Genomic DNA, 18568 nt, shown 5'->3' on the forward strand with positions numbered 1-18568 from the left:
TGTCACCCGCGAGGGCTTGGGCGGCTCAGCCGAAAAAGCCGAGCTTGCGGTCGAGCGGCCCGAGAGGCGCGGCGACACGGAGCCGCGCCCGCGCCTCGGCGCTGTCCTGCCTGATCGCGGCGGTCAAGGCATCGAGCCCGTCATAGAGCGCCTGCCCCCTGATATGCGCCACCAGCGCCACCGAGAGCCGCTCGCCATAGATTTCGCCGGCAAAGTCGAACAGATGGGTCTCGAAAGGCGGCGCGGCGTTGTCGAACATGGGCTTTCCGAAGCTCGCGACGCCGTCCAGCAGCCGCTCGCCGAGCCGTGCCCGCACCGCATAGATGCCCTGGGCGAGCCGGAAGCCCGGCGGGGGCGCCATATTGGCCGTGGGGAAGCCCAGCTCCCGCCCGCGACGGTCGCCCGCCACGATCTCGCCCGAGACGAACCAGTGATAGCCCAGAAGGCCATTGGCTGTCTCGACATCCCCCTCTCCCAGCGCCGCCCGGACGCGCGAGGACGAAATGGGCGCGCCCTCTCCGAGCAGCGGGATGGTGATGACCTCGAAGCCGTGCGCAGCCCCCGCATCGCGCAGGAACTGCGGCGTGCCGCGCCGTCCCCGGCCGAAATGGAAGTCGTCCCCCACGATGACGCCGCTGACGGCGAGGGCATCGAGCAGGTAGCGGGAGACGAAATCCTCGGCCTCCACCTGGCTGAAGGCGCGGGTGAAATTCATGATGACGATGCCGTCGAGCCCCAGGGCCTCGACGAGCCTGGCCTTGGCGTCGCCATCGGTCAGCCGGAACATGAAGGGCTCGGGCGCGAAGACGTCGCGCGGATGGGGCTCGAAGGTCAGCACCACCGCCGGCACGCCGCGCGCGGCAGCACGCGCTTTCAGCGCCGCGAACACGGCCTGATGGCCCAGATGACAACCGTCGAAATTGCCGATGGCGATCTCGGCGCCCTTGAGGGCGGCCGGAACCGCATCGAGGCTGGAGAGGCGGACAAAGGCGCTCATCTGCGCCGCACCGGGGCCGACGGCACTACCATCCGAGCCGGGCCATGTAGCCCACCATGTTGGCGCCCGATGGCGCGACCAGTGCGCCGACGCCGGCCGGATCAAGCGCGCCGAACGCATCGAGCTCTTCGGCGTGGATGGAGCCGGCGATGAAGAGGAAATCGATCCCGAAGCCGGCGGCGCCGGTCGCATCGGTCCTGACGCTGTCGCCGACCGCGAGGATCTCGGCCCTTGCCGGTTCAGCACCGCGCGCCCGGGTCGCAAGCTTCAGCGCTTCCTCATAGATCGGGGCGTAGGGCTTTCCGGCCATCCGCACGCGCCCGCCGCGCTCGGCATAGAGGTCGGCGAGGGCGCCACCGCAATAGATCAGCTGGTCGCCGATCTCGACGAACTTGTCGGGATTGGCCGCAATCATCGGCAGGTCACGCGCGCGCCAGAGCGCAATGCGCTCCTCGTACATCTCAGGGGTGTCGTCATCGGTATCGAGATCGGTGACGACCAGCGTCTCGGCGGTCTCGGCCGGTCCGCGGATCACCCCGAGACCCTCATAGAGCGCGTCGTCCTCGCTCGGGGGCCCGATATGATGGATCACGCGTCCGCGGTATTCCCCGATCATGGCCCGCGTCGCGTCTCCCGATGAGACGAGCGCATCGAACGCGCCGCGCGGCACGCCGAGCCTGTCGAGCATGGCGAGGATCGGGCCTGAAGGCCGCGGAGAGTTGGTGACGAAAATCACCGTGCCGCCTGCTTCGCGAAACCGCACGAGAGCAGCGCAGGCCGTCGGATGGGCGGCGATGCCATTGTGCACGACACCCCAGACATCGCAGAAAAGCGTGGTGTAGCGCGGCGCGAGGGCCGAAAGGCCGGTAAGAGCACCGAGCGGTGCGGAACTGTTCACGGGAATGTCCATCACGATCAGGCTTCGGCGCGGCGGGGGATTTCGACACGCACGGACTTGCGCTCTGCCATGAGGTCGGACCGGACCGGGCCGGGTCCGCCGATATGGGGACCCTGCGCGAACACGATCCCGTCCTCGAACAGGCCGAGCAATTGCTGTTCGTCAATCACGCCTGTGCCCACGAGGTCAAGTCCGAAGCGCTTGGCATAGTCGGCGATATCGGCGGTATGGAAGTCGGTGAAGCTCTGCGGGCGGGTCAGGAAGCCCGTTGCATCGATGCGGATGTTGCGAAAGCCCATGCCGGCAAGATCGGCGAAATCGACCCGCAGACTCGTGGCCCCGGCGAGCGACAGCCCTACGCCCAGATGGGCCAGATTGGTCAACAGGGCCTTTTCGGCATTGGAGAGCAGCCGGCAATCGGCTTCGCCCATGGCAAAGAGCAGTGAACCGGCGATGGCTCGATTGGCCTCGATGGCGGCTTCGATCGTTGTGCGCGTGTCGGGATCGGAGAGGCTGGCGCGGGACAGCGGCACATAAAGAATGATCGGCTGCCCGGCGGTACGAGCGCGCCGGGCGATCACGATCGCCTCCTCGAGGCAGAAGGCCTCGATCCGCCGCACCACCTCCTCGCCGCCACGGCGCGGCATGAAGTCGGGGCGGTCGGCGAACTCGCCATCCTCGAGCCCGATGCGCGGCACGAGGTCGTAGCCATGCGGGCGGCGCTTGGGCAGCTGAATGATCGGTTCGATGTGGCAGACCATGCGCTGCTCCTCGAGCGCCTGGCGGAGCATGGAGAGCGGGATGACGGGCTCGGGAAAGGTATCGACCTCGGTTGCGGGGGCCGTATTGACTACGGCTGCGGGCACCGTGGCCGGCGTGCTTCTGCGGGTGTCCTCGATCTCGGCGAGCGTCTCGGCCACCTGACGCACCACGGTGCCGAGGACGGAAATGTCGGCTTCGACGCTTTCGAGCCGGCTGCCGGCATTGACGTCGACCAGGGCATTGATCCGCTGGCTTAGCACCGAGCCGGCCTGCGCATCGGTCGACAGCAGCCGCGAGAGATCCGAGATCGCCTTTTCGAGCCGCGCCTCGGCGCGCCTGCGCAGTACGCGTTCCATCAGCACGACGGCCATGCAGCCGAAAACGAGGGCCGTCACGCCCGCCTCGATGGGCGTGAAGGTCAGCCCGAAATAGGCCGCAACGCCGATGCCCAGCGCCGCGCATGCGATGAATATGTATACAAGCGCCTGCACCTGCCGCCTGCCGCTCCCTGCAAGATTTGCCAGCCCGGCTCGTGCCCGAGCCGGATTCGACGCAGCGCCATTAGAGCATAAAGACGGCAGTGGCGGCGTTCAAAACGGATTATTTACCCTGTTGATGAACTATTGCGGCCTCTATCGAAGTTGCAGGAAAGCGTCCTCATGCCCACCAAGCTCCCCCAGGGAGACGATAGCGCCGCACGGCTCCTCCTGGTCGACCGCGACCCGGCCAGCGGCAGCGCGATCGCCGTCAGCCTTGCCGAGAGCCTCGCCTTCCCCCCGCGCCTCGTCAGCGCGGCCAATGGCAGGCAGGCGGCGGAGATGCTGCGCATGGGCCAGTTCGATGTCGTCCTCATCGATCTCTCGAGCGTTGGCGACCTCGCCGGGGACGCCGAGGAAGCTGTTGCGCGCCTCGTGAGGCTTGCTGCAGGGGCGCTCGCCATCGTGCTTTCGGATGGCGGGTCGGTCTCATCGGCGGTCGCCGCCATGCGCGCCGGCGCCCATGATTTCATTGCTAAGCCGCTCAGCGGATCGGCGTTCGTGGCGCGTATCGGCGAGCTCGCCCAGCGCCATGGCAAGGCGCGCGCACTGACGATGGAAGCGCGCAGCGCCGACGGCCGCCGCGATTTCTGCGGGTTTGTCGGCGTCTCGAGCCAGATGCAGTTCGTCTACCAGCAGATCGAACGCATCGCGCCATCCACCGCGCCGGTCTTCATCACCGGGGAAAGCGGCACCGGCAAGGAAGTGTGCGCCGAGGCCCTCCATACCCGGGGCCCGCGTGCGAACAAGCGATTCGTCGCGATCAATTGCGCTGCCATCCCGCGCGACCTGCTCGAGAGCGAACTCTTCGGGGTCGTGCGCGGCGCCTTCACCGGCGCCCATGAGGACCGCAAGGGGGCGGCGGAGCTCGCCCATGGCGGCACGCTCTTTCTCGACGAAATCGGAGAGATGGACCTGTCGCTGCAGGCCAAGCTGCTGCGCTTCTTGCAGACCGGCTCGGTGAGCCGGGTCGGCGAGGCAAGCGAGCGGCCGGTCGATGTCCGCGTCGTCTGCGCCACCAATCGCAATCCGATGCAGCTGATCGCCGATCGGAGTTTCCGGGAAGACCTCTTCTACCGGCTGCACGTGCTGCCCATCCACCTGCCTCCCCTCCGGCAGAGGCCAGCCGATATTCTCGTGCTCGCGCGGCATTTCCTTGCGAGCTATGCGGCCGAAGAGGGCAAGGTCTTCAGCGGCTTTTCGAGCGATACCGCCAATCTGCTCGTCGCCCGCGAATGGCCGGGCAATGTCCGCCAGCTCCAGAATCTCGTGCGGCGGCTCGTCGTGATGGTCGATGGCGGGGAGATCACCGCGGAGATGGTGACGGCGGCCGACATCGAAACGCGCGCGCTCTCGAACACGCTCACCGAGCAGCCTCCGGTTGACCGGCGCCAGTCGATCCTGCCGATGTGGCGTCAGGAGCAGCGCATCATCGAGGACGCCATTGCGAGCTTCTCGGGCAATATCGCGCTGGCTGCCGCCGCTCTCGAGCTTTCGCCCTCCACGATCTACCGCAAGCGCCAGAGCTGGGCGGAGATCGAGGCCAACCGCCGCGGCGCGGCCTGAGCCCAAGGGCATTTTCATTGCGCCCTTCGGGCGGGCGCGATAGCAGCAGGCCCTGTTCTCTATCCCCAGGGGGTCTTCATGCTCGATCCGCAGGTGCTCATGCTCCTCGGGCTCGTCGGCGTGCTCGCCGGCTTCGTCGATGCCATCGCCGGAGGCGGAGGCATGGTGGCGCTGCCCGTTCTGCTTTCGGTCGGCGTACCGCCGGTCGCGGCGCTCGCGACGAACAAGCTCCAGGGCGCCATCGGCACCAGCGTCGCCGTCTTCACCTATTGGCGGCGCGGCTTCATCGACTTCCGGGCCTTGATCTGGGCGATCCCCGTAACCTTTGCCGGCAGCTATCTCGGTGCCGTCACGGTCAAGTCGATCGACACTTCGCTGTTGCAGATCGCGGTGCCGCTCGCGCTCATCGGCATCGCCGGCTATTTCCTCTTTGCGCCCAAACTCTCCGATGCCGATCGCGCGGCACGGCTCGGGTTTGCGATCTTCGTACCCATTATGGGGTTCGCGGTCGGGTTCTATGACGGGATCTTCGGGCCCGGCACGGGCTCGTTCTTCACCATGGGCTTCGTTACCCTCTTCGGGCTCGGACTGACGCGCGCGGCAGGCAATACCAAGGCGCTGAACCTCGTCTCCAATCTCGCCGCCCTTGCCCTCTTCATCCCCGCCGGAGACGTGCTCTGGCCCGCGGCCCTCGTCATGGCGGCGGGGCAGATCGTCGGAGGCTATCTGGGCGCCATCACGGGCATAAAATTCGGCGCGCGCATCATCCGCCCGCTCGTCGTGCTCGTCTCGATCGGGCTTGCGGTGCGGCTGCTGCTCGGGGGGTAGCGGACCGCACACCGATAGCAAAAAGGGCGCGGTGTTGCCACCGCGCCCTCTGCCAATTCCGATCGGTTGGGCCGACTTAGAAGTCCATGCCGCCCATGCCGCCCATGCCGCCGCCACCGGGCATTGCCGGAGCCGCTTCCTTGGGAAGCTCGGCGATCATCGCCTCGGTGGTGATGAGGAGCGAAGCCACCGAAGCTGCGTCCTGGAGCGCGGTGCGCACGACCTTGACCGGGTCGATGATGCCCATCTGGATCATGTCGCCATAGGTGCCGTTCTGCGCATCGTAGCCATAGGTGAGCGAGGCATTCTCGAGCACCTTGCCCACGACGACCGAACCCTCGTCGCCGGCATTGTTGGCGATCTGGCGAACGGGCTCCTGGAGCGCGCGACGGACGATGTTGATGCCGGCCTGCTGGTCGGAGTTCGAACCCTCGACCTTGAGGTTGGACGACGCACGCAGCAGCGCAGTGCCGCCACCCGGAACGATGCCCTCTTCGACGGCAGCGCGGGTTGCGTTGAGCGCGTCATCGACGCGATCCTTGCGCTCCTTGACCTCGACTTCGGTCGAACCGCCGACCTTGATCACGGCAACGCCACCGGCGAGCTTTGCGAGACGCTCCTGGAGCTTCTCCTTGTCGTAGTCCGAAGTGGTCTCTTCGATCTGCGACTTGATCTGCGCAACGCGGCCCTGGATGTCCTCCTGGGTGCCCGAACCATCGACGATGGTGGTGTTTTCCTTGGTGATCTCGACGCGCTTAGCGGTGCCGAGCATGTCCATGGTCACGTTCTCGAGCTTGATGCCGAGTTCTTCGGAAATGACCTGGCCACCGGTGAGGATCGCGATGTCCTCGAGCATCGCCTTGCGGCGATCACCGAAGCCTGGAGCCTTGACGGCAGCGACCTTGAGCCCACCGCGGAGGCGGTTGACGACGAGGGTCGCAAGGGCTTCGCCCTCGATGTCCTCGGCGATGATCAGCAGCGGGCGCTGGCTCTGGACGACGGCCTCGAGGATCGGCAGCATGGCCTGCAGGTTCGAGAGCTTCTTCTCGTGCAGCAGGATCACGGGATCCTCGAGCACGGCGGTCATCTTCTCGGCATTGGTCACGAAATAAGGCGAAAGGTAGCCGCGGTCGAACTGCATGCCCTCGACGACTTCGAGCTCGCTCTCGCCGGTCTTGGCTTCCTCGACGGTGATGACACCCTCGTTGCCGACCTTCTGCATGGCCTCGGCGATCATGTCGCCGATCGACTTCTCGCCATTGGCCGAGATGGTGCCGACCTGGGCAACTTCGGAGGACGAGGTGATCTTCTGGGCGCGCGCCTTGAGGTTGGCGACGACTTCCTCGACGGCCATGTCGATGCCGCGCTTGAGGTCCATCGGGTTCATGCCCGCAGCGACGGCCTTGACGCCCTCGTTGACGATGGCCTGGCCGAGCACGGTCGCGGTGGTGGTGCCGTCACCGGCAACGTCGTTGGTCTTGGACGCAACGGCGCGCAGCATCTGGGCGCCCATGTTCTCGAACTTGTCTTCGAGTTCGATTTCCTTGGCGACGGTCACGCCGTCCTTGGTGATGCGCGGGGCACCGAAGGACTTGTCGATCACGACGTTGCGGCCCTTGGGGCCGAGGGTCACCTTCACCGCATTGGCGAGGATGTTGACGCCACGCAGCATGCGATCGCGGGCATCGGTGGAGAATTTGACGTCTTTGGCAGCCATAATGGCGCTCCTATGTCGTTAGGGTTGGTCGACCGGTCCGGGCAAGACGCCTCAGGCGGTGATCACACCCATGATGTCGCTTTCCTTCATGATCAGCAGGTCCTGCCCATTGAGCTTGACCTCGGTGCCGCTCCACTTGCCGAAGAGCACGCGATCACCTTCCTTAACGTCGAGGGCGACGACCTTGCCGCTCTCGTCACGGGCGCCCGGTCCGACCGAGACGACCACGCCCTCGGAGGGCTTTTCCTTGGCAGTGTCGGGGATGATGATGCCGCCAGCGGATTTCTCCTCGCTGTCGACACGCCGGACGACCACGCGGTCGTGCAGGGGACGGAAGCTCATGTTTGCTCCTTTGGAACATCGTGTGAATTTGGGCTGTTAGCACTCTCATAAGTCGAGTGCTAACAGGTGCGGTGGATATAGGAGGGGCAGCCGAAGGAGTCAAGATCGGGTGATCGGCACTTGCCTCAACGCCGCGGCAGGCTTTCACTCCAGCCGGCCGTTCAAAGCTCAAACCCGGAGACCACCATGGCGCAGCGCTGCCTCGACAAGAACATCGTCATCACACCTGCCGAAGGCCGGGTGGAGGTGCACTTTGCAGGTCGCGTGATCGCCAGTTCGACCAGCGCACTGGCCCTTGCCGAACCCGGCGCACCGCTGCGCATCTACATTCCCCGGGCTGACGTGGACGCCGACAGTCTTGCCCCGAGCGGGCACCACTCCGTCTGCCCCTACAAGGGTGAGGCGTCGTACCATCATCTGGTGAGCGGGGATACCCGTGCCGACAATGCGGTCTGGTATTATCCCGACCCCTGCCCGCTGGTTGCGCCGGTTCAGGATCACCTTGCCTTCTGGGGCGACGCCATCGCGTACCAGACTTTACCGGCCTGAACGCGCGCCGATTGCCAAGCGGGACCGATCTGGCTAGGGAGGGTCCCGACCTTCCCCTGCCCATCGGCGCGAGATCCGCTTGTCCGACTCAAATTCCGCCACCCCACAGGACTGGATCGCCCCCCGGCTCGCCGTCATCGTCCCGAGCTATAATGAGCGCGACAACATTGCCCCGCTCTATGCCAAGGTCGCGGCCGCGCTCGGGGAGGTGCCGTTCGAATTCATCGTCGTCGACGATGATTCCCCGGACGGCACCGCCGAAGCGGTCCGGGCGCTCGCCCGGCTCCATTCCAATGTGCGCATCATCCATCGCATCGGGCGTCGGGGGCTGTCGTCGGCCTGCATCGAAGGTATGGCTGCGAGCGCAGCGCCTTATCTGGCGGTAATCGACGCCGATCACCAGCACGACGAAACGATCCTGCCCCAGATGCTCGCGCGCGCCGAGGCGGGTGACGACATCGTGTTCGGCACGCGCTATTCGGGCGCCGGCAGCACCGGTGGCGGGTTTTCCGCCTCGCGCGAAGCCGGGAGCCGGCTTGCCACGCGCCTGTCGGGGCTCGTTGCCGGCAAGACCCTGTCCGACCCGATGAGCGGGTTCTTTCTGCTCAGGCGCACGCTCTTTGCGGAAATCGCGCCGCAGCTTTCGCGGGAAGGCTTCAAGATCCTCCTCGACATCATCGTCAGCGCGCGCCGCGCGCGTGCCGGCTCGGGGCCTGAGCTTCGCATCGGGGAAGTGCCCTACACCTTCCGCGCCCGGCATGCGGGCGAAAGCAAGATGAGCCCGCTCATCGTCGTGCAGTTCCTCGGGCTCATCCTTTCGAAGCTCAGCGGCGGCATCCTGCCCACGAGCTTCCTGCTTTTTGCGATGGTCGGGGCCAGCGGGGTGGCGGTTCATCTGGCGGTGCTCTTCTTGTCGAGCGAAGTTCTCGGCTTCGGTTTCGCCGCCGCGCAGCTCACCGCGACGCTCGTCGCGATGACGACGAATTTCGTTCTCAACAACAGCCTCACCTACGCCGACAAGACGCTGCGGGGCCGCCGGTTCTGGCTGGGGCTACTGAGCTTTTACCTCGTGTGCTCCTTTGGGACCATCGCCAACGTTTCGGTCGCAACACTGATCTACGAGTGGAGCCCGACGCTCTATGTTGCCGGCATAGCGGGTGCCTTGATGAGCGTCGTCTTCAACTATGCGGTCACCCGGGTCTTCACCTGGAGATAATCTGCAACAGCATTCCGATTTCATTGGACGAGGCTTGCCAGCGGGACGGCGCAGACCTATCCCTTGTCAATCACCGTTTCCGGGCAGACCCTCCATGCGTGCGCTTTTTCCAGTCGCTCTGGCGACCCTCCTCCTGCAGGCCCCTCTTGCGGGTGCGCAAGAGATCGAATTCGGCATCTATGGCGGGCTGAACGAAAGCGCCCACTCCAAGGCGATCCTCAGCAACGGTACCGACGAGCTCGTCGACTACGTCACCTGGGAGGGCAAGTCATTCGAGGCGTCCTATTATTACGGCGTCAAGGTGACCTACTGGCCCGAGGCGATGGCGGATTGGGGTTTCGGGATCGATTTCACCCACGCCAAGGCCTATGCGGACCTCGCCGATTCCGGCATGGACCTCGACTACAGCGTCCTCGAGTTCACCGACGGGCTCAACCAGCTGACGCTCAATGCCTTCCGCAAGTTCGAGTTCGGCAACGGGCTGCGCGCCTATGGCGGGTTCGGCGCGGGCATTTCCATCCCGCACGTCGAAATCACGACGACTGCCGCAAATCCGGTCGTCGCAAATTCCGAGACATTCGAGTTCCAGGTGACGGGTGGCGTCGTGCAGGCGGTCGCCGGGGCGAGCTACGAGTTCGTCGAAGACTGGCGGGTGTTTGGAGAATACAAGCTCGCCTATTCGTGGAACGAGGCGCAACTGGCCGGCAATGCCGGGACGTTCTCGACAAACCTCGTCACCCACCATGTTCTGGGCGGGGTTTCCTACTCGTTCGATTTCGCCGGGTTCTGAGCTGGCGGATCGTCCCGCCTGCGCAACGGTCCGGCCGGGATTGGCCTATCGACCACGCGACGCTCGCCAAGCGGGATGTTGGTCATGGATGACAGAAAGCCCGACATCATCAGCTGAAAGCCGACGACCAGGGCCGTCATCGCGACGATCATGACGCGCAGCGTCGTTTCGGCATTGAGCGGCCCGAAGCCGCGCTCGGCCCATTCGCTGAAGCCCCAGAAGAGCGCGACGAGCCCCGCCACCATCAGCACGATCGCCCCGAGCAGGATCCGTTCCAGCGTCAGCGCCTCGAGCACGCGGTCGAAACGTTCCGAGCGAGGAATGAACCCGTATCGCGAGGCAAAGCGCCGGCCGATCAAGGCGAACGAGATCGACTGCACACCCACGATGATGCACATGGCTGCAACGAGGAAGGTGTGCAGATCGATGACGATCCCTGAACTGAGCCGCAGGGGACCGGGCCAGAGGACCGCCCCCGTGACGAGACCGAAGACGAGCAGCGCAATCCCCGGATAGAGGAAGAGCCAGCGCGGCGAGAAGAGCAGCAGGAACCGCAGGTGCCGCCAGCCATCGCGGAAGGAGCGCAGATGGGGCGCCCGGCTGCGACCGTCGGGCGATAGCGTCGTCGGCACCTCCGCAATCGATAGCCCCTCCAGCGTGGCCTTGACGACCATCTCGGAGGCGAACTCCATGCCGGAAGTGCGCAGGTTCAGCGCTATGATGGCGTCGCGATCGAACCCCCGCAGCCCACAATGGAAGTCCCCGATGCGGGTCCTGAAGAACAGCCTGCCGACGAAGGACAGCACCGGATTGCCAAGGTAGCGGTGATGCCAGGGCATGGCGCCCGGCGCGATGCCGCCCGCAAAACGGTTGCCCATGACGAGCGCGTTGCCGGCCCTGAGCTTCTCGACGAAGGCGTCCAGATTGGCAAAATCGTAGCTGTCGTCGGCATCCCCCATGATGACGAACCGGCCGCGCGCTTCGGCTATTCCGCCTGCGAGCGCGGCACCATAGCCGCGCGTGGGTATGGGCACGACCCGCGCCCCGGCCGCCTCCGCGATTTCCTGGGAACCATCGGTCGAACCATTGTCGGCGACCACGACCTCGCCCTCGATCCCGGTCCGCGCCAGAAAGCTCTGCGCCTTCGTTATGCAGATGCGCAGGGTCTCGGCCTCGTTGAGGCAGGGCATCAAGATCGTCAGTTCGAGCGCTGCCATTGGTGGGCCAGTTTTGAATCAGGATGTCGCAGCATGACGATAAATCAGCCGAGCGGATAGGTTTACCGAACGATCTGTCCGGGGTTTGGCGAGTTCCGCGCCTGCGCAGGAGCGTGCATCAAGGGCGCATTACCCTTGGAGCCTTCCCAAATGACGCAGACCCAGTCCATCGCCGCCCTTGTCGGGCGCGTCCTTCTGTCTTTGACTTTCCTTCTTGCCGGCTTCGGCAAGTTCGCCGACCCCGCAGGCATGAGCGGTTATATGGAGGCCTTCGGCACGCCTTCGATCCTGCTCTACCCCTCCGCAATCCTCGAAGTCGTGGGCGCACTGGCCCTGATCGCCGGCTTCAAGACGCGCTGGGCGGCACTGGCGCTCGCCGGGTTCACCGTCATCGCCACCGCGATCTTCCACAACCAGCTCGGCGACCAGGGCCAGATGCTGTTCTTCCTCAAGAACCTTGCGATCATCGGCGGGCTGCTCTTCGTCTATGCCTTCGGCCCGGGCGCCTATTCGGTCGACAAGCGCTAAAAAAAACAAGGGCGCGGTATGACTGCCGCGCCCCTCTCTTCCCTAGTCTTGCTTCAGAGGATCGTGCTGATCCCGGGCGGAATGCCCCCGAGGATCGAGAGCATCGCCTCGAGCTGCGCCTTGCGCAGCGGCGTCCAGTGCGCGCCCCGAGAGAGCACCAGATGCGCTTCGGACTGCATGATCAGCCCGTCCTCAAGAATGCGCAGCGAATTGGCTGCCAGCGTCGAGCCCGAAGAGGTGATGTCGACGATGAGATCGGCGCTGCCCGCTGCGGGCGCGGCCTCCGTGGCGCCAGCGCTTTCCACGATCCGGTATTCGGTAATTCCGTAATTGGCGAAATGCCGCCGCGTCAGATTAACGTATTTCGTCGCTACCCGCAGCCAGCGCCCATGCCGCCGACGGAAGTCCGATGCCACGTCGGCAAGGTCCACCATATGGGTGACGTCGATCCATGCATCGGGCACGGCGACGACGACATCGGCATTGCCGAAGCCGAGCGGCCTCACGAACACGACCCGGTCGGGCCCGTTCTCGGCGCCTTCGTGGATCAGGTCGGCGCCCGTCACCCCAATATCGATTGCGCCAACGATGAGCTCGCGCGCGATTTCCCCGGCAGGCAGGAAGCGCACCGTGATCTGGGGCTGATTCTTGATTGCCCCGGCATAGGAGCGGGAACCGCCCGGCCGCTCGATGGGCAGGCGTGCCTCGGCGAAGATCCTGCGGGTTTCTTCCTCGAGCCGCCCCTTGGAGGGCACTGCGAGGGTCAGGCCACCTGTGCTCATCGGGATGCGGCCTCCGCTTCGAGCCTGTCGATCCAGAGGGCGCAGCCCGACGCCGTCACCGGCTGGGGCGCGCCGAGCCGGTCGAGCAGGCGATCATACTCGCCCCCCGAAGCGAGGATCGCGCCATCCTCGCCGGTCATCTCGAAGACGATGCCGGTATAGTAATCGAGCCGCGGGGAGAAACTGGCGTCGAAGATCACCTCGGCCTTGGGCGAAAGGGCAGCCAGCGCGGCGGCATGATTGCGGACTTCGAGCAACGGCTCCTCGATGTCGATGCCGTATGACGCGGTAAGCGAGGCAATCCGATCGAGCGCGCGCGGCGCGGTATCAGAGACTTCGAGATATTCGCGCAGAAGCCGCACCATGCGATCGGGAATGCGTTCGGCGGCGAGTGTCTGCTTTTCGAGATAACGGTCGGCGATTTCCTCGGGCTCGCGGCTTCCCACGAGGCTGAGGCCCGAGGAGAGCATGGCGTCCGTCACGATCTCGATCACCGTTTCCCGGCCGTCAGGTGCGGCCCCTCCGGTTTTTTCCGGCGGACGCGACAGGCGCTCGACGAGCCGCTGCATCGCCTCGGGATGCCCGAAGCGCGCCCGAATGCGGGCCTGCCAGGCCGGAGAGATATCGGCCGCGGCGAGAAAGGCCTCGAACAGGCCCACCCCGCCGAGCCGGATCGAGGGCGCGGTGACGCCATAGATCGCGAGCGCCCAGCGCGCAAAGGTCAGCACCTGGTCGAGCGCCTGCCCGGCATCGGGCTGACCCAGCAGTTCGAGCCCGGCCTGGTCGAATTCCTCGGGTCCGTTCTCGCTCTGGCGGAAGATGGTGCCGAGATAGGTGTAGGCGGCCGGCACGTCGAGCAAGCCCTCATCGAGGTAGGAAACCGCGATGGGCAGCGTGAAGTCGGGCCGCAGGCAATAGTCGCGCCCGTCATTGGCGGTGGTCAGCAGCAGCCCCCGGCCGAACTCTTCACCCGCCAGATCGAGATAGGGCGCGGCGGGCAGCAGCAGAGGCGGCGTGACGCGCGTCACCGTCTTGGATTCGACTAGCCGGATGAGTGCGGCGCGCCGTTCGGACGGTGTCTTCACGCAGCACCTCCGTCTGCGCGGAGCACGCGCTCCACCGCCTCCACGAGCCCCGTGCGCGGCGCGCTGAACTGGGCGGGACGCGCCGCCTTCATCTCGGCATTGTCGGTGAAGGCCTTCGCCGCCTCGAGCCCCGCCACCATGTCCTTGATGGTGACGACACCCTCTTCGCGCTCGTTGGAGCCCTGGATGACGACAGCTGGCGCGTTGCGGCGGTTGGCATATTTCATCTGCGCGTTCATGCCGGAACTGCCCAGATACATCTCCGCGCGAATGCCCGCATTGCGGAGCTCGGCGACCATCTGCTGGTAGTCCGAAATGGCTTCGCGATCCATGACCAGCACGACGACGGGTCCGATCACGTCGCTTGCGACCAGATTGCCGGTCAGCTTCAGCGCATTGGCCAGCCGCGACACGCCGATGGAAAAGCCCGTGGCCGGAACGGGATCCTTCCTGAACCGCGAGACGAGCCCGTCATAGCGCCCGCCGCCGCCGACCGATCCGAAGACGACCGGCTGGCCCTTTTCGTTGGTCACTTCGAAGGTCAGCTCGATCTCGAAGACCGGGCCCGTGTAATATTCGAGACCGCGCACGACCGAGGGATCTATCCTGATGCGATCGGGGCCATAGCCCGCGGCAGCAAAGAGCGCCGCCATCGCCTCGAGTTCGGAGACGCCCTCCTCGCCCCGGGCATTGCCCGAGACGAGCCCGCGAAGGGTCCCGAAGAGATCCTCCCCTTGCCCGGATGCGCCGGTGTAGGCGAGGACCTTCCCGATCGCGTCGGCGCCCAGTTCGGCGCCCTTGGTGAAGTCGCCGCTTTCGTCCTCGCGCCCCTTGCCGAGAAGCTGGCGCACGCCGTCATCGCCCAGCCGATCGAGCTTATCGATCGCCCGCAGCACGACGAGGCTGCGGGCGGGATCGGCAGGTCCGAGCCCGATGCCCTCGAGCACGCCGTCGAGCACTTTGCGATTGTTGACGCGCACCACGTACTGGCCGGAAAGCCCGAGCGCATCCATGGTGTCGGCCATCATCATGCACATTTCGGCGTCGGCCGCCGGGCCCGCCGCGCCCACCGTGTCGGCATCGAACTGCATGAACTGCCGGAAGCGCCCAGGGCCCGGCTTTTCGTTGCGGAACACATAGCCCTGCCGATAGGAGCGATAGGGCTTGGGCAGGCTCTCGAAATTTTCGGCGAAATAGCGGGCGAGCGGCGCGGTCAGGTCGTAACGCAGGCTCAGCCATTGCTCGTCATCGTCCTGGAGCGAAAACACTCCGGCATTGGGCCGATCGGTGTCGGGCAGGAACTTGCCGAGCGTCTCGGTGTATTCGAAGAGCGGCGTCTCGACCGGATCGAAGCCATAGCGCTCGTAGACGGCTCGAATGCGGGCGATCATGGCATCGACCGCGGCAATATCGCGGGCCGAACGATCCTCGAACCCGCGCGGCAGGCGCGGCGCGATGAGCTTTGGCGTGTCGGTCATGGTTATGCTGATCCAGAATGTCGGGCCGTTCCTAACGGATTGGTAGCGTTGAAACAAGGTTGAGCTTGCTCGTGCCCGCAAAGGCCGAACCAGTCGGCCGATTCACTCCGAATCTCAGGGCCGGACGAATTCCGCGCGCGCCTCTTCCACCTCAAGCCGGCAGTGACAGTTCTCGGTGTGGTCGTTGACCAGACCCATGGCCTGCATGAACGCATAGCAGGTGGTGGGGCCGACGAAGGTGAACCCTCGTCTTCGCAAGTCCTTGCTCAGAGCCTTTGACGCGTCGGTCTGAGCGGGAATGGTCTCGCGCGAGATCGTTGCCGGCCGGTCTTCGGGCCGGGGCTCGAACCGCCACACATAGCGCGCGAACGAACCGAATTCGGCCTGAATTTCGAGGGTGCGTGCGGCGTTGTTGATCGTCGAGGCGATCTTGCCGCGATGGCGCACGATGCCTGGATCGCCGAGCAGGCGCTCGACATCCGCCTCGGTCATCGCCGCGACCCGGGTCATCTCGAACCCGTGGAAGACGGCGCGGAACCGCTCGCGCTTGCGCAGTATGGTGAGCCACGAAAGCCCGGCCTGAAATCCTTCGAGGCAGAGCTTTTCAAACAGTCGTTCGTCCGAGCCGACCGGCCGGCCCCATTCGGTATCGTGGTACTGTCGATAAAGCGGATCTTCGCCCGCCCAGAAGCAGCGCTCAGCCTCGTCCATCGGGGATCTCCTTATACCGATCGCTAACCATCGGCGTTCACCGGCGCATAGGCCTTCGCTGGCACAGTGAAGCGAGTGCCCGGGCCTGCGCCTTCGCGCCCATGCAATTGGAGAGAGTGTAGACCATGACCAAATGGATTCGCGCCACTCTGGGTGGCCTTGCCGTGCTTTTGACGCTTGCAAGCCTGACGCCTTCTGCAATGGCGCAGCAGCGGACGCTGTTCTCGCCGCCTCCGGGCATGCAGGTGACGACGGGCAAGCCCGCCAACGCCCTCACCCTCAGGACCGCAGGCGCGCGCATCGCGCCGCAATATATCCGGCAGGTCGTGGGCTACCGGGGCACGGAGAAGCCCGGGACCATCATCGTTCATACCCGTGACAAATACCTCTATCTCATCCTCGGCGATGGCAAGGCGATGCGCTATGGCATCGGCGTTGCGCGGCCGGGCTTTGAATGGGCGGGCACGCACCGTGTCACCGCCAAGAAGGAATGGCCGGGCTGGACGCCGCCCGCCGCAATGCGCAAGCGTCAGCCTCATCTGCCTGCATACATGCCGGGCGGGCCCAACAATCCCCTCGGGGCCCGAGCACTTTACCTCGGCTCGACGCTCTACCGCATTCACGGCACGAACGAGCCCATGAGCATCGGGCAGAACGTCTCGTCGGGCTGCATCCGCATGGTCAACGAGGATGTCATCGACCTCTACCAGCGCGTTGGCGTAGGCGCCCGCGTCATCGTGATCTGACAACAAAAAAGGCCCGCGCGAGCGGGCCTTCAAACGTCGCCGATCGGTTTATCCCCGGAGGGAAAACCGCTGTCCACCTGGAAAGCCCTGGATGGCTTTCAGCTGTTCCTCGGGCGTCAGCCCGACGAACTCCACCTCCAGGATGGTTTCGGGCGCCCCCATCGGGGCAATTTTCTCGCGGCCATTCGCGGCGCGGGCGGCCGAGATCGGCACGACGTTCGAGCACCACCCCAATCCGGGGCGGCGTGCGGCGGTTGCGCGGTCGAGAGCTCTGGTCTCCATGACGATCTCCTTGGCCTGCGATAAAACCCGTTAACGAAGCTGCAACACAATTGCGGCGATGTTGGTTGCGTCACCGCAGTGTGATGGGCCCGTTCTCGGCTAGACGCGCTTCAGTTCGAACGACTGGCAGGCGATGAACTGGCAGCCATTCACCTTCAGCGTATTGCCGTCAACGAGGGTGACGCTGCCATTGATGGCCTGCCCCTCATACTGAACCGTGCCGCGCCATTTGTTGACGGCCGACGGACGGGCCTGGACGACCGTCTTGTTGAGATAGCGCAGGTTTTCGGCAGTGCGGGCGTCCTCACGCAACCAGACGAGGGTCGCGCAGAGCTGGGTTCCATCGCCGCACATAGCGACCTGGTAGCGGGATTCCCCGGTGGTCTGCTGCCAGGTGCCCACCGGGCTGGCGTCAGCGGAAATGGCGGGGGCTGCCGCAAAGGCAAGGGCCAGGGTTGCGAATGAAAGGGTCTTGAGCAGGGTCATGACCGCTCCTGATGCTGTTGAAGGGTTTTGATGACCCTCTGCTAGCGTGCCCCGATTGAACCTCCGGCGAACCGGATATTCATCTTCGCTTCATCATTGGGGCGTCGAGGAGGCAGTTCAGGTGCAGGCCTCGAGGAAGGCGGGAAGCTGCTCGAGGATGGGCGCCACGCGAAAGTTCACCGCCACCGAGCGCTGGCGAAAGGGCGTCGTACGCACGAGCAGGGTCGTCACGCCGCTCAACTGATCGAGCAGAGTGCGGGCCTCCTGGTCGTCGGTGATCAGGAGTGCAGTATTATCCGGCGAGGCGCGCAGGCTCGATGATCGCGCAGGCTGCAGATCATATTGGAGCGTAATACCCGCCGTATTGCCCGTTGCAGAGACCAGCTGGTTGGCAAACCCGAACGCAATGGCGACCTCACCCGCATCGCAGGCAATGGTGAGCGTGGCAGGGCGACGGCCGCTCGGACGGGCGGGGATGTCGCGCTCGGATTCAAAGACCAGCGAAAATTCGGCGTGAGACAGCGCGGGGGTCAGTGCCACCCCGTCAGGCCCGAGGAAGATTTCGTCATAGCAGGCGAGACGTTCGGCATCCTCGCCAATTGCCGTACAGGCGGCTGCCCGTTCGAGCTCGGTGGTCTGCGCCGTTGCGGGCAATCCGAATGCGGTCGAAGCCAGCATGGCCAGCGCGACGGAACGTAGCGTCATTGTCTCCCCTTCCCGAACGTTTGCGGCAACACTGACCAGCAGCCCCAATGTCTGGACTTTGGCCCGATGATGCAAGGTCGTGATCGTCGCGGGGGGAGTGGTACCGCCTCTCCGGATTGAACGGAGGACCTCTAGATCCACAATCTAGCGCTCTAACCAACTGAGCTAAGGCGGCGAAACCGGGCGGACCATATGTCCAGTCGCCGGCAATGACAAGTCCCGATTTTGGCCCTGTGGAGAGCTCTGAGACGGGCCTGCGTCTTAACCATTCGGACGTTTGCCAGAGGGATCAACCGGGGTTGGTTATGGACCGCCCCCGTGCCGCCCTCTATTTAGTGGACCTTAAG

20 protein-coding genes and 1 tRNA gene are annotated in these 18568 nt (G+C 65.1%); 7 read left to right on the plus strand and 14 right to left on the minus strand.

What is annotated here, in order from left to right:
• Positions 1 to 25: 25 nt before the first annotated feature.
• Genes EMQ25_RS10070 through EMQ25_RS10080 form a run of 3 tightly spaced genes read right to left on the minus strand, consistent with a single transcriptional unit; the run spans position 26 to position 3148 of the window.
• The gene (locus EMQ25_RS10070) at positions 26 to 997 is read right to left on the minus strand and encodes a bifunctional riboflavin kinase/FAD synthetase (protein WP_127188446.1); all 972 of its coding nucleotides are present in this window, start codon (positions 995 to 997) and stop codon (positions 26 to 28) included.
• 25 nt (positions 998 to 1022) lie between these two features.
• Positions 1023 to 1895: a TIGR01459 family HAD-type hydrolase gene (locus EMQ25_RS10075; protein WP_158626029.1), complete on the minus strand. Its 873-nt coding sequence runs from the start codon at positions 1893 to 1895 to the stop codon at positions 1023 to 1025.
• Positions 1896 to 1912: 17 nt separating this feature from the next.
• On the minus strand, positions 1913 to 3148 hold the full coding sequence (locus EMQ25_RS10080) for an EAL domain-containing protein (protein WP_127188448.1): 1236 nt from the start codon (positions 3146 to 3148) through the stop codon (positions 1913 to 1915).
• A gap of 168 nt (positions 3149 to 3316) precedes the next feature.
• Here EMQ25_RS10080 and EMQ25_RS10085 point away from each other — a divergent pair, with 168 nt between their 5' ends.
• Both EMQ25_RS10085 and EMQ25_RS10090 read left to right on the plus strand, forming a co-directional pair.
• Positions 3317 to 4759 (plus strand): sigma-54-dependent transcriptional regulator, encoded by a 1443-nt coding sequence (locus EMQ25_RS10085; protein ID WP_127188449.1) that lies wholly within the window; start codon positions 3317 to 3319, stop codon positions 4757 to 4759.
• A 78-nt stretch (positions 4760 to 4837) separates the two neighbouring features.
• Positions 4838 to 5587: a TSUP family transporter gene (locus tag EMQ25_RS10090; RefSeq protein ID WP_127188450.1), complete on the plus strand. Its 750-nt coding sequence runs from the start codon at positions 4838 to 4840 to the stop codon at positions 5585 to 5587.
• A 76-nt stretch (positions 5588 to 5663) separates the two neighbouring features.
• Here the strand turns inward: EMQ25_RS10090 and groL are convergent, their stop codons facing one another.
• Entirely contained in the window at positions 5664 to 7304 is a 1641-nt protein-coding gene (gene groL, locus EMQ25_RS10095; protein WP_127188451.1) for a chaperonin GroEL, read from the minus strand.
• 51 nt (positions 7305 to 7355) lie between these two features.
• Positions 7356 to 7646: a co-chaperone GroES gene (locus EMQ25_RS10100; protein WP_127188452.1), complete on the minus strand. Its 291-nt coding sequence runs from the start codon at positions 7644 to 7646 to the stop codon at positions 7356 to 7358.
• A gap of 186 nt (positions 7647 to 7832) precedes the next feature.
• Between EMQ25_RS10100 and EMQ25_RS10105 the strand changes: the two genes are divergently transcribed.
• From EMQ25_RS10105 to EMQ25_RS10115, 3 genes are all read left to right on the plus strand, one after another.
• Positions 7833 to 8195, plus strand: coding sequence for a DUF427 domain-containing protein (locus EMQ25_RS10105; RefSeq protein WP_127188453.1), 363 nt, complete (start codon positions 7833 to 7835; stop codon positions 8193 to 8195).
• A 79-nt stretch (positions 8196 to 8274) separates the two neighbouring features.
• Entirely contained in the window at positions 8275 to 9411 is a 1137-nt protein-coding gene (locus EMQ25_RS10110) for a glycosyltransferase (protein ID WP_244606550.1), read from the plus strand.
• 94 nt (positions 9412 to 9505) lie between these two features.
• Positions 9506 to 10201, plus strand: a complete 696-nt coding sequence (locus tag EMQ25_RS10115; protein ID WP_127188454.1) for an outer membrane protein — start codon at positions 9506 to 9508, stop codon at positions 10199 to 10201.
• Here EMQ25_RS10115 and EMQ25_RS10120 read toward each other — a convergent pair.
• Positions 10174 to 11418 (minus strand): glycosyltransferase family 2 protein, encoded by a 1245-nt coding sequence (locus tag EMQ25_RS10120; protein WP_127188455.1) that lies wholly within the window; start codon positions 11416 to 11418, stop codon positions 10174 to 10176. The two genes, EMQ25_RS10115 and EMQ25_RS10120, sit on opposite strands and share 28 nt — an antisense overlap.
• A 150-nt stretch (positions 11419 to 11568) precedes the next feature.
• Here EMQ25_RS10120 and EMQ25_RS10125 point away from each other — a divergent pair, with 150 nt between their 5' ends.
• Entirely contained in the window at positions 11569 to 11946 is a 378-nt protein-coding gene (locus EMQ25_RS10125; protein ID WP_127188456.1) for a DoxX family protein, read from the plus strand.
• Positions 11947 to 11999: 53 nt separating this feature from the next.
• Here the strand turns inward: EMQ25_RS10125 and hisG are convergent, their stop codons facing one another.
• The 4 genes from hisG to EMQ25_RS10145 form a co-directional block, all read right to left on the minus strand.
• Positions 12000 to 12728, minus strand: coding sequence for an ATP phosphoribosyltransferase (hisG, locus tag EMQ25_RS10130; RefSeq protein WP_127188457.1), 729 nt, complete (start codon positions 12726 to 12728; stop codon positions 12000 to 12002).
• Positions 12725 to 13813: an ATP phosphoribosyltransferase regulatory subunit gene (locus tag EMQ25_RS10135; RefSeq protein WP_127188458.1), complete on the minus strand. Its 1089-nt coding sequence runs from the start codon at positions 13811 to 13813 to the stop codon at positions 12725 to 12727. The genes hisG and EMQ25_RS10135 overlap by 4 nt, the downstream gene beginning before the upstream one ends.
• The gene (hisS, locus tag EMQ25_RS10140) at positions 13810 to 15291 is read right to left on the minus strand and encodes a histidine--tRNA ligase (protein ID WP_127188459.1); all 1482 of its coding nucleotides are present in this window, start codon (positions 15289 to 15291) and stop codon (positions 13810 to 13812) included. The genes EMQ25_RS10135 and hisS overlap by 4 nt, the downstream gene beginning before the upstream one ends.
• A gap of 114 nt (positions 15292 to 15405) precedes the next feature.
• Positions 15406 to 16002 (minus strand): DNA-3-methyladenine glycosylase I, encoded by a 597-nt coding sequence (locus EMQ25_RS10145; protein ID WP_127188460.1) that lies wholly within the window; start codon positions 16000 to 16002, stop codon positions 15406 to 15408.
• 125 nt (positions 16003 to 16127) lie between these two features.
• Between EMQ25_RS10145 and EMQ25_RS10150 the strand changes: the two genes are divergently transcribed.
• Positions 16128 to 16748, plus strand: coding sequence for a L,D-transpeptidase (locus EMQ25_RS10150; RefSeq protein ID WP_127188461.1), 621 nt, complete (start codon positions 16128 to 16130; stop codon positions 16746 to 16748).
• A 48-nt stretch (positions 16749 to 16796) separates the two neighbouring features.
• Here the strand turns inward: EMQ25_RS10150 and EMQ25_RS10155 are convergent, their stop codons facing one another.
• From EMQ25_RS10155 to EMQ25_RS10170, 4 genes are all read right to left on the minus strand, one after another.
• Positions 16797 to 17030, minus strand: coding sequence for a hypothetical protein (locus EMQ25_RS10155; RefSeq protein WP_127188462.1), 234 nt, complete (start codon positions 17028 to 17030; stop codon positions 16797 to 16799).
• A gap of 99 nt (positions 17031 to 17129) precedes the next feature.
• Positions 17130 to 17516 (minus strand): DUF2147 domain-containing protein, encoded by a 387-nt coding sequence (locus EMQ25_RS10160; RefSeq protein ID WP_127188463.1) that lies wholly within the window; start codon positions 17514 to 17516, stop codon positions 17130 to 17132.
• A gap of 117 nt (positions 17517 to 17633) precedes the next feature.
• Positions 17634 to 18221: a hypothetical protein gene (locus EMQ25_RS10165; protein WP_127188464.1), complete on the minus strand. Its 588-nt coding sequence runs from the start codon at positions 18219 to 18221 to the stop codon at positions 17634 to 17636.
• A gap of 98 nt (positions 18222 to 18319) precedes the next feature.
• Positions 18320 to 18396 (minus strand) — tRNA-His (locus EMQ25_RS10170).
• Between the last annotated feature and the right edge of the window lie 172 nt (positions 18397 to 18568).

It is taken from the genome of Arsenicitalea aurantiaca (genome assembly GCF_003994485.1).
GTDB lineage: Bacteria > Pseudomonadota > Alphaproteobacteria > Rhizobiales > Devosiaceae > Arsenicitalea > Arsenicitalea aurantiaca.

What these genes read in the sequence shown, in the direction of transcription:
- EMQ25_RS10085 (WP_127188449.1), top strand. Translation starts at nt 3,317, where the DNA reads ATGCCCACCAAGCTCCCCCAGGGAGACGATAGCGCCGCACGGCTCCTC.
- EMQ25_RS10145 (WP_127188460.1), bottom strand. Translation starts at nt 16,002, where the DNA reads ATGGACGAGGCTGAGCGCTGCTTCTGGGCGGGCGAAGATCCGCTTTAT.
- EMQ25_RS10100 (WP_127188452.1), bottom strand. Translation starts at nt 7,646, where the DNA reads ATGAGCTTCCGTCCCCTGCACGACCGCGTGGTCGTCCGGCGTGTCGAC.
- EMQ25_RS10120 (WP_127188455.1), bottom strand. Translation starts at nt 11,418, where the DNA reads ATGGCAGCGCTCGAACTGACGATCTTGATGCCCTGCCTCAACGAGGCC.
- EMQ25_RS10165 (WP_127188464.1), bottom strand. Translation starts at nt 18,221, where the DNA reads ATGACGCTACGTTCCGTCGCGCTGGCCATGCTGGCTTCGACCGCATTC.
- EMQ25_RS10125 (WP_127188456.1), top strand. Translation starts at nt 11,569, where the DNA reads ATGACGCAGACCCAGTCCATCGCCGCCCTTGTCGGGCGCGTCCTTCTG.
- EMQ25_RS10105 (WP_127188453.1), top strand. Translation starts at nt 7,833, where the DNA reads ATGGCGCAGCGCTGCCTCGACAAGAACATCGTCATCACACCTGCCGAA.
- groL (WP_127188451.1), bottom strand. Translation starts at nt 7,304, where the DNA reads ATGGCTGCCAAAGACGTCAAATTCTCCACCGATGCCCGCGATCGCATG.
- EMQ25_RS10090 (WP_127188450.1), top strand. Translation starts at nt 4,838, where the DNA reads ATGCTCGATCCGCAGGTGCTCATGCTCCTCGGGCTCGTCGGCGTGCTC.
- EMQ25_RS10150 (WP_127188461.1), top strand. Translation starts at nt 16,128, where the DNA reads ATGACCAAATGGATTCGCGCCACTCTGGGTGGCCTTGCCGTGCTTTTG.
- EMQ25_RS10155 (WP_127188462.1), bottom strand. Translation starts at nt 17,030, where the DNA reads ATGGAGACCAGAGCTCTCGACCGCGCAACCGCCGCACGCCGCCCCGGA.
- hisS (WP_127188459.1), bottom strand. Translation starts at nt 15,291, where the DNA reads ATGACCGACACGCCAAAGCTCATCGCGCCGCGCCTGCCGCGCGGGTTC.
- EMQ25_RS10070 (WP_127188446.1), bottom strand. Translation starts at nt 997, where the DNA reads ATGAGCGCCTTTGTCCGCCTCTCCAGCCTCGATGCGGTTCCGGCCGCC.
- EMQ25_RS10160 (WP_127188463.1), bottom strand. Translation starts at nt 17,516, where the DNA reads ATGACCCTGCTCAAGACCCTTTCATTCGCAACCCTGGCCCTTGCCTTT.
- hisG (WP_127188457.1), bottom strand. Translation starts at nt 12,728, where the DNA reads ATGAGCACAGGTGGCCTGACCCTCGCAGTGCCCTCCAAGGGGCGGCTC.
- EMQ25_RS10115 (WP_127188454.1), top strand. Translation starts at nt 9,506, where the DNA reads ATGCGTGCGCTTTTTCCAGTCGCTCTGGCGACCCTCCTCCTGCAGGCC.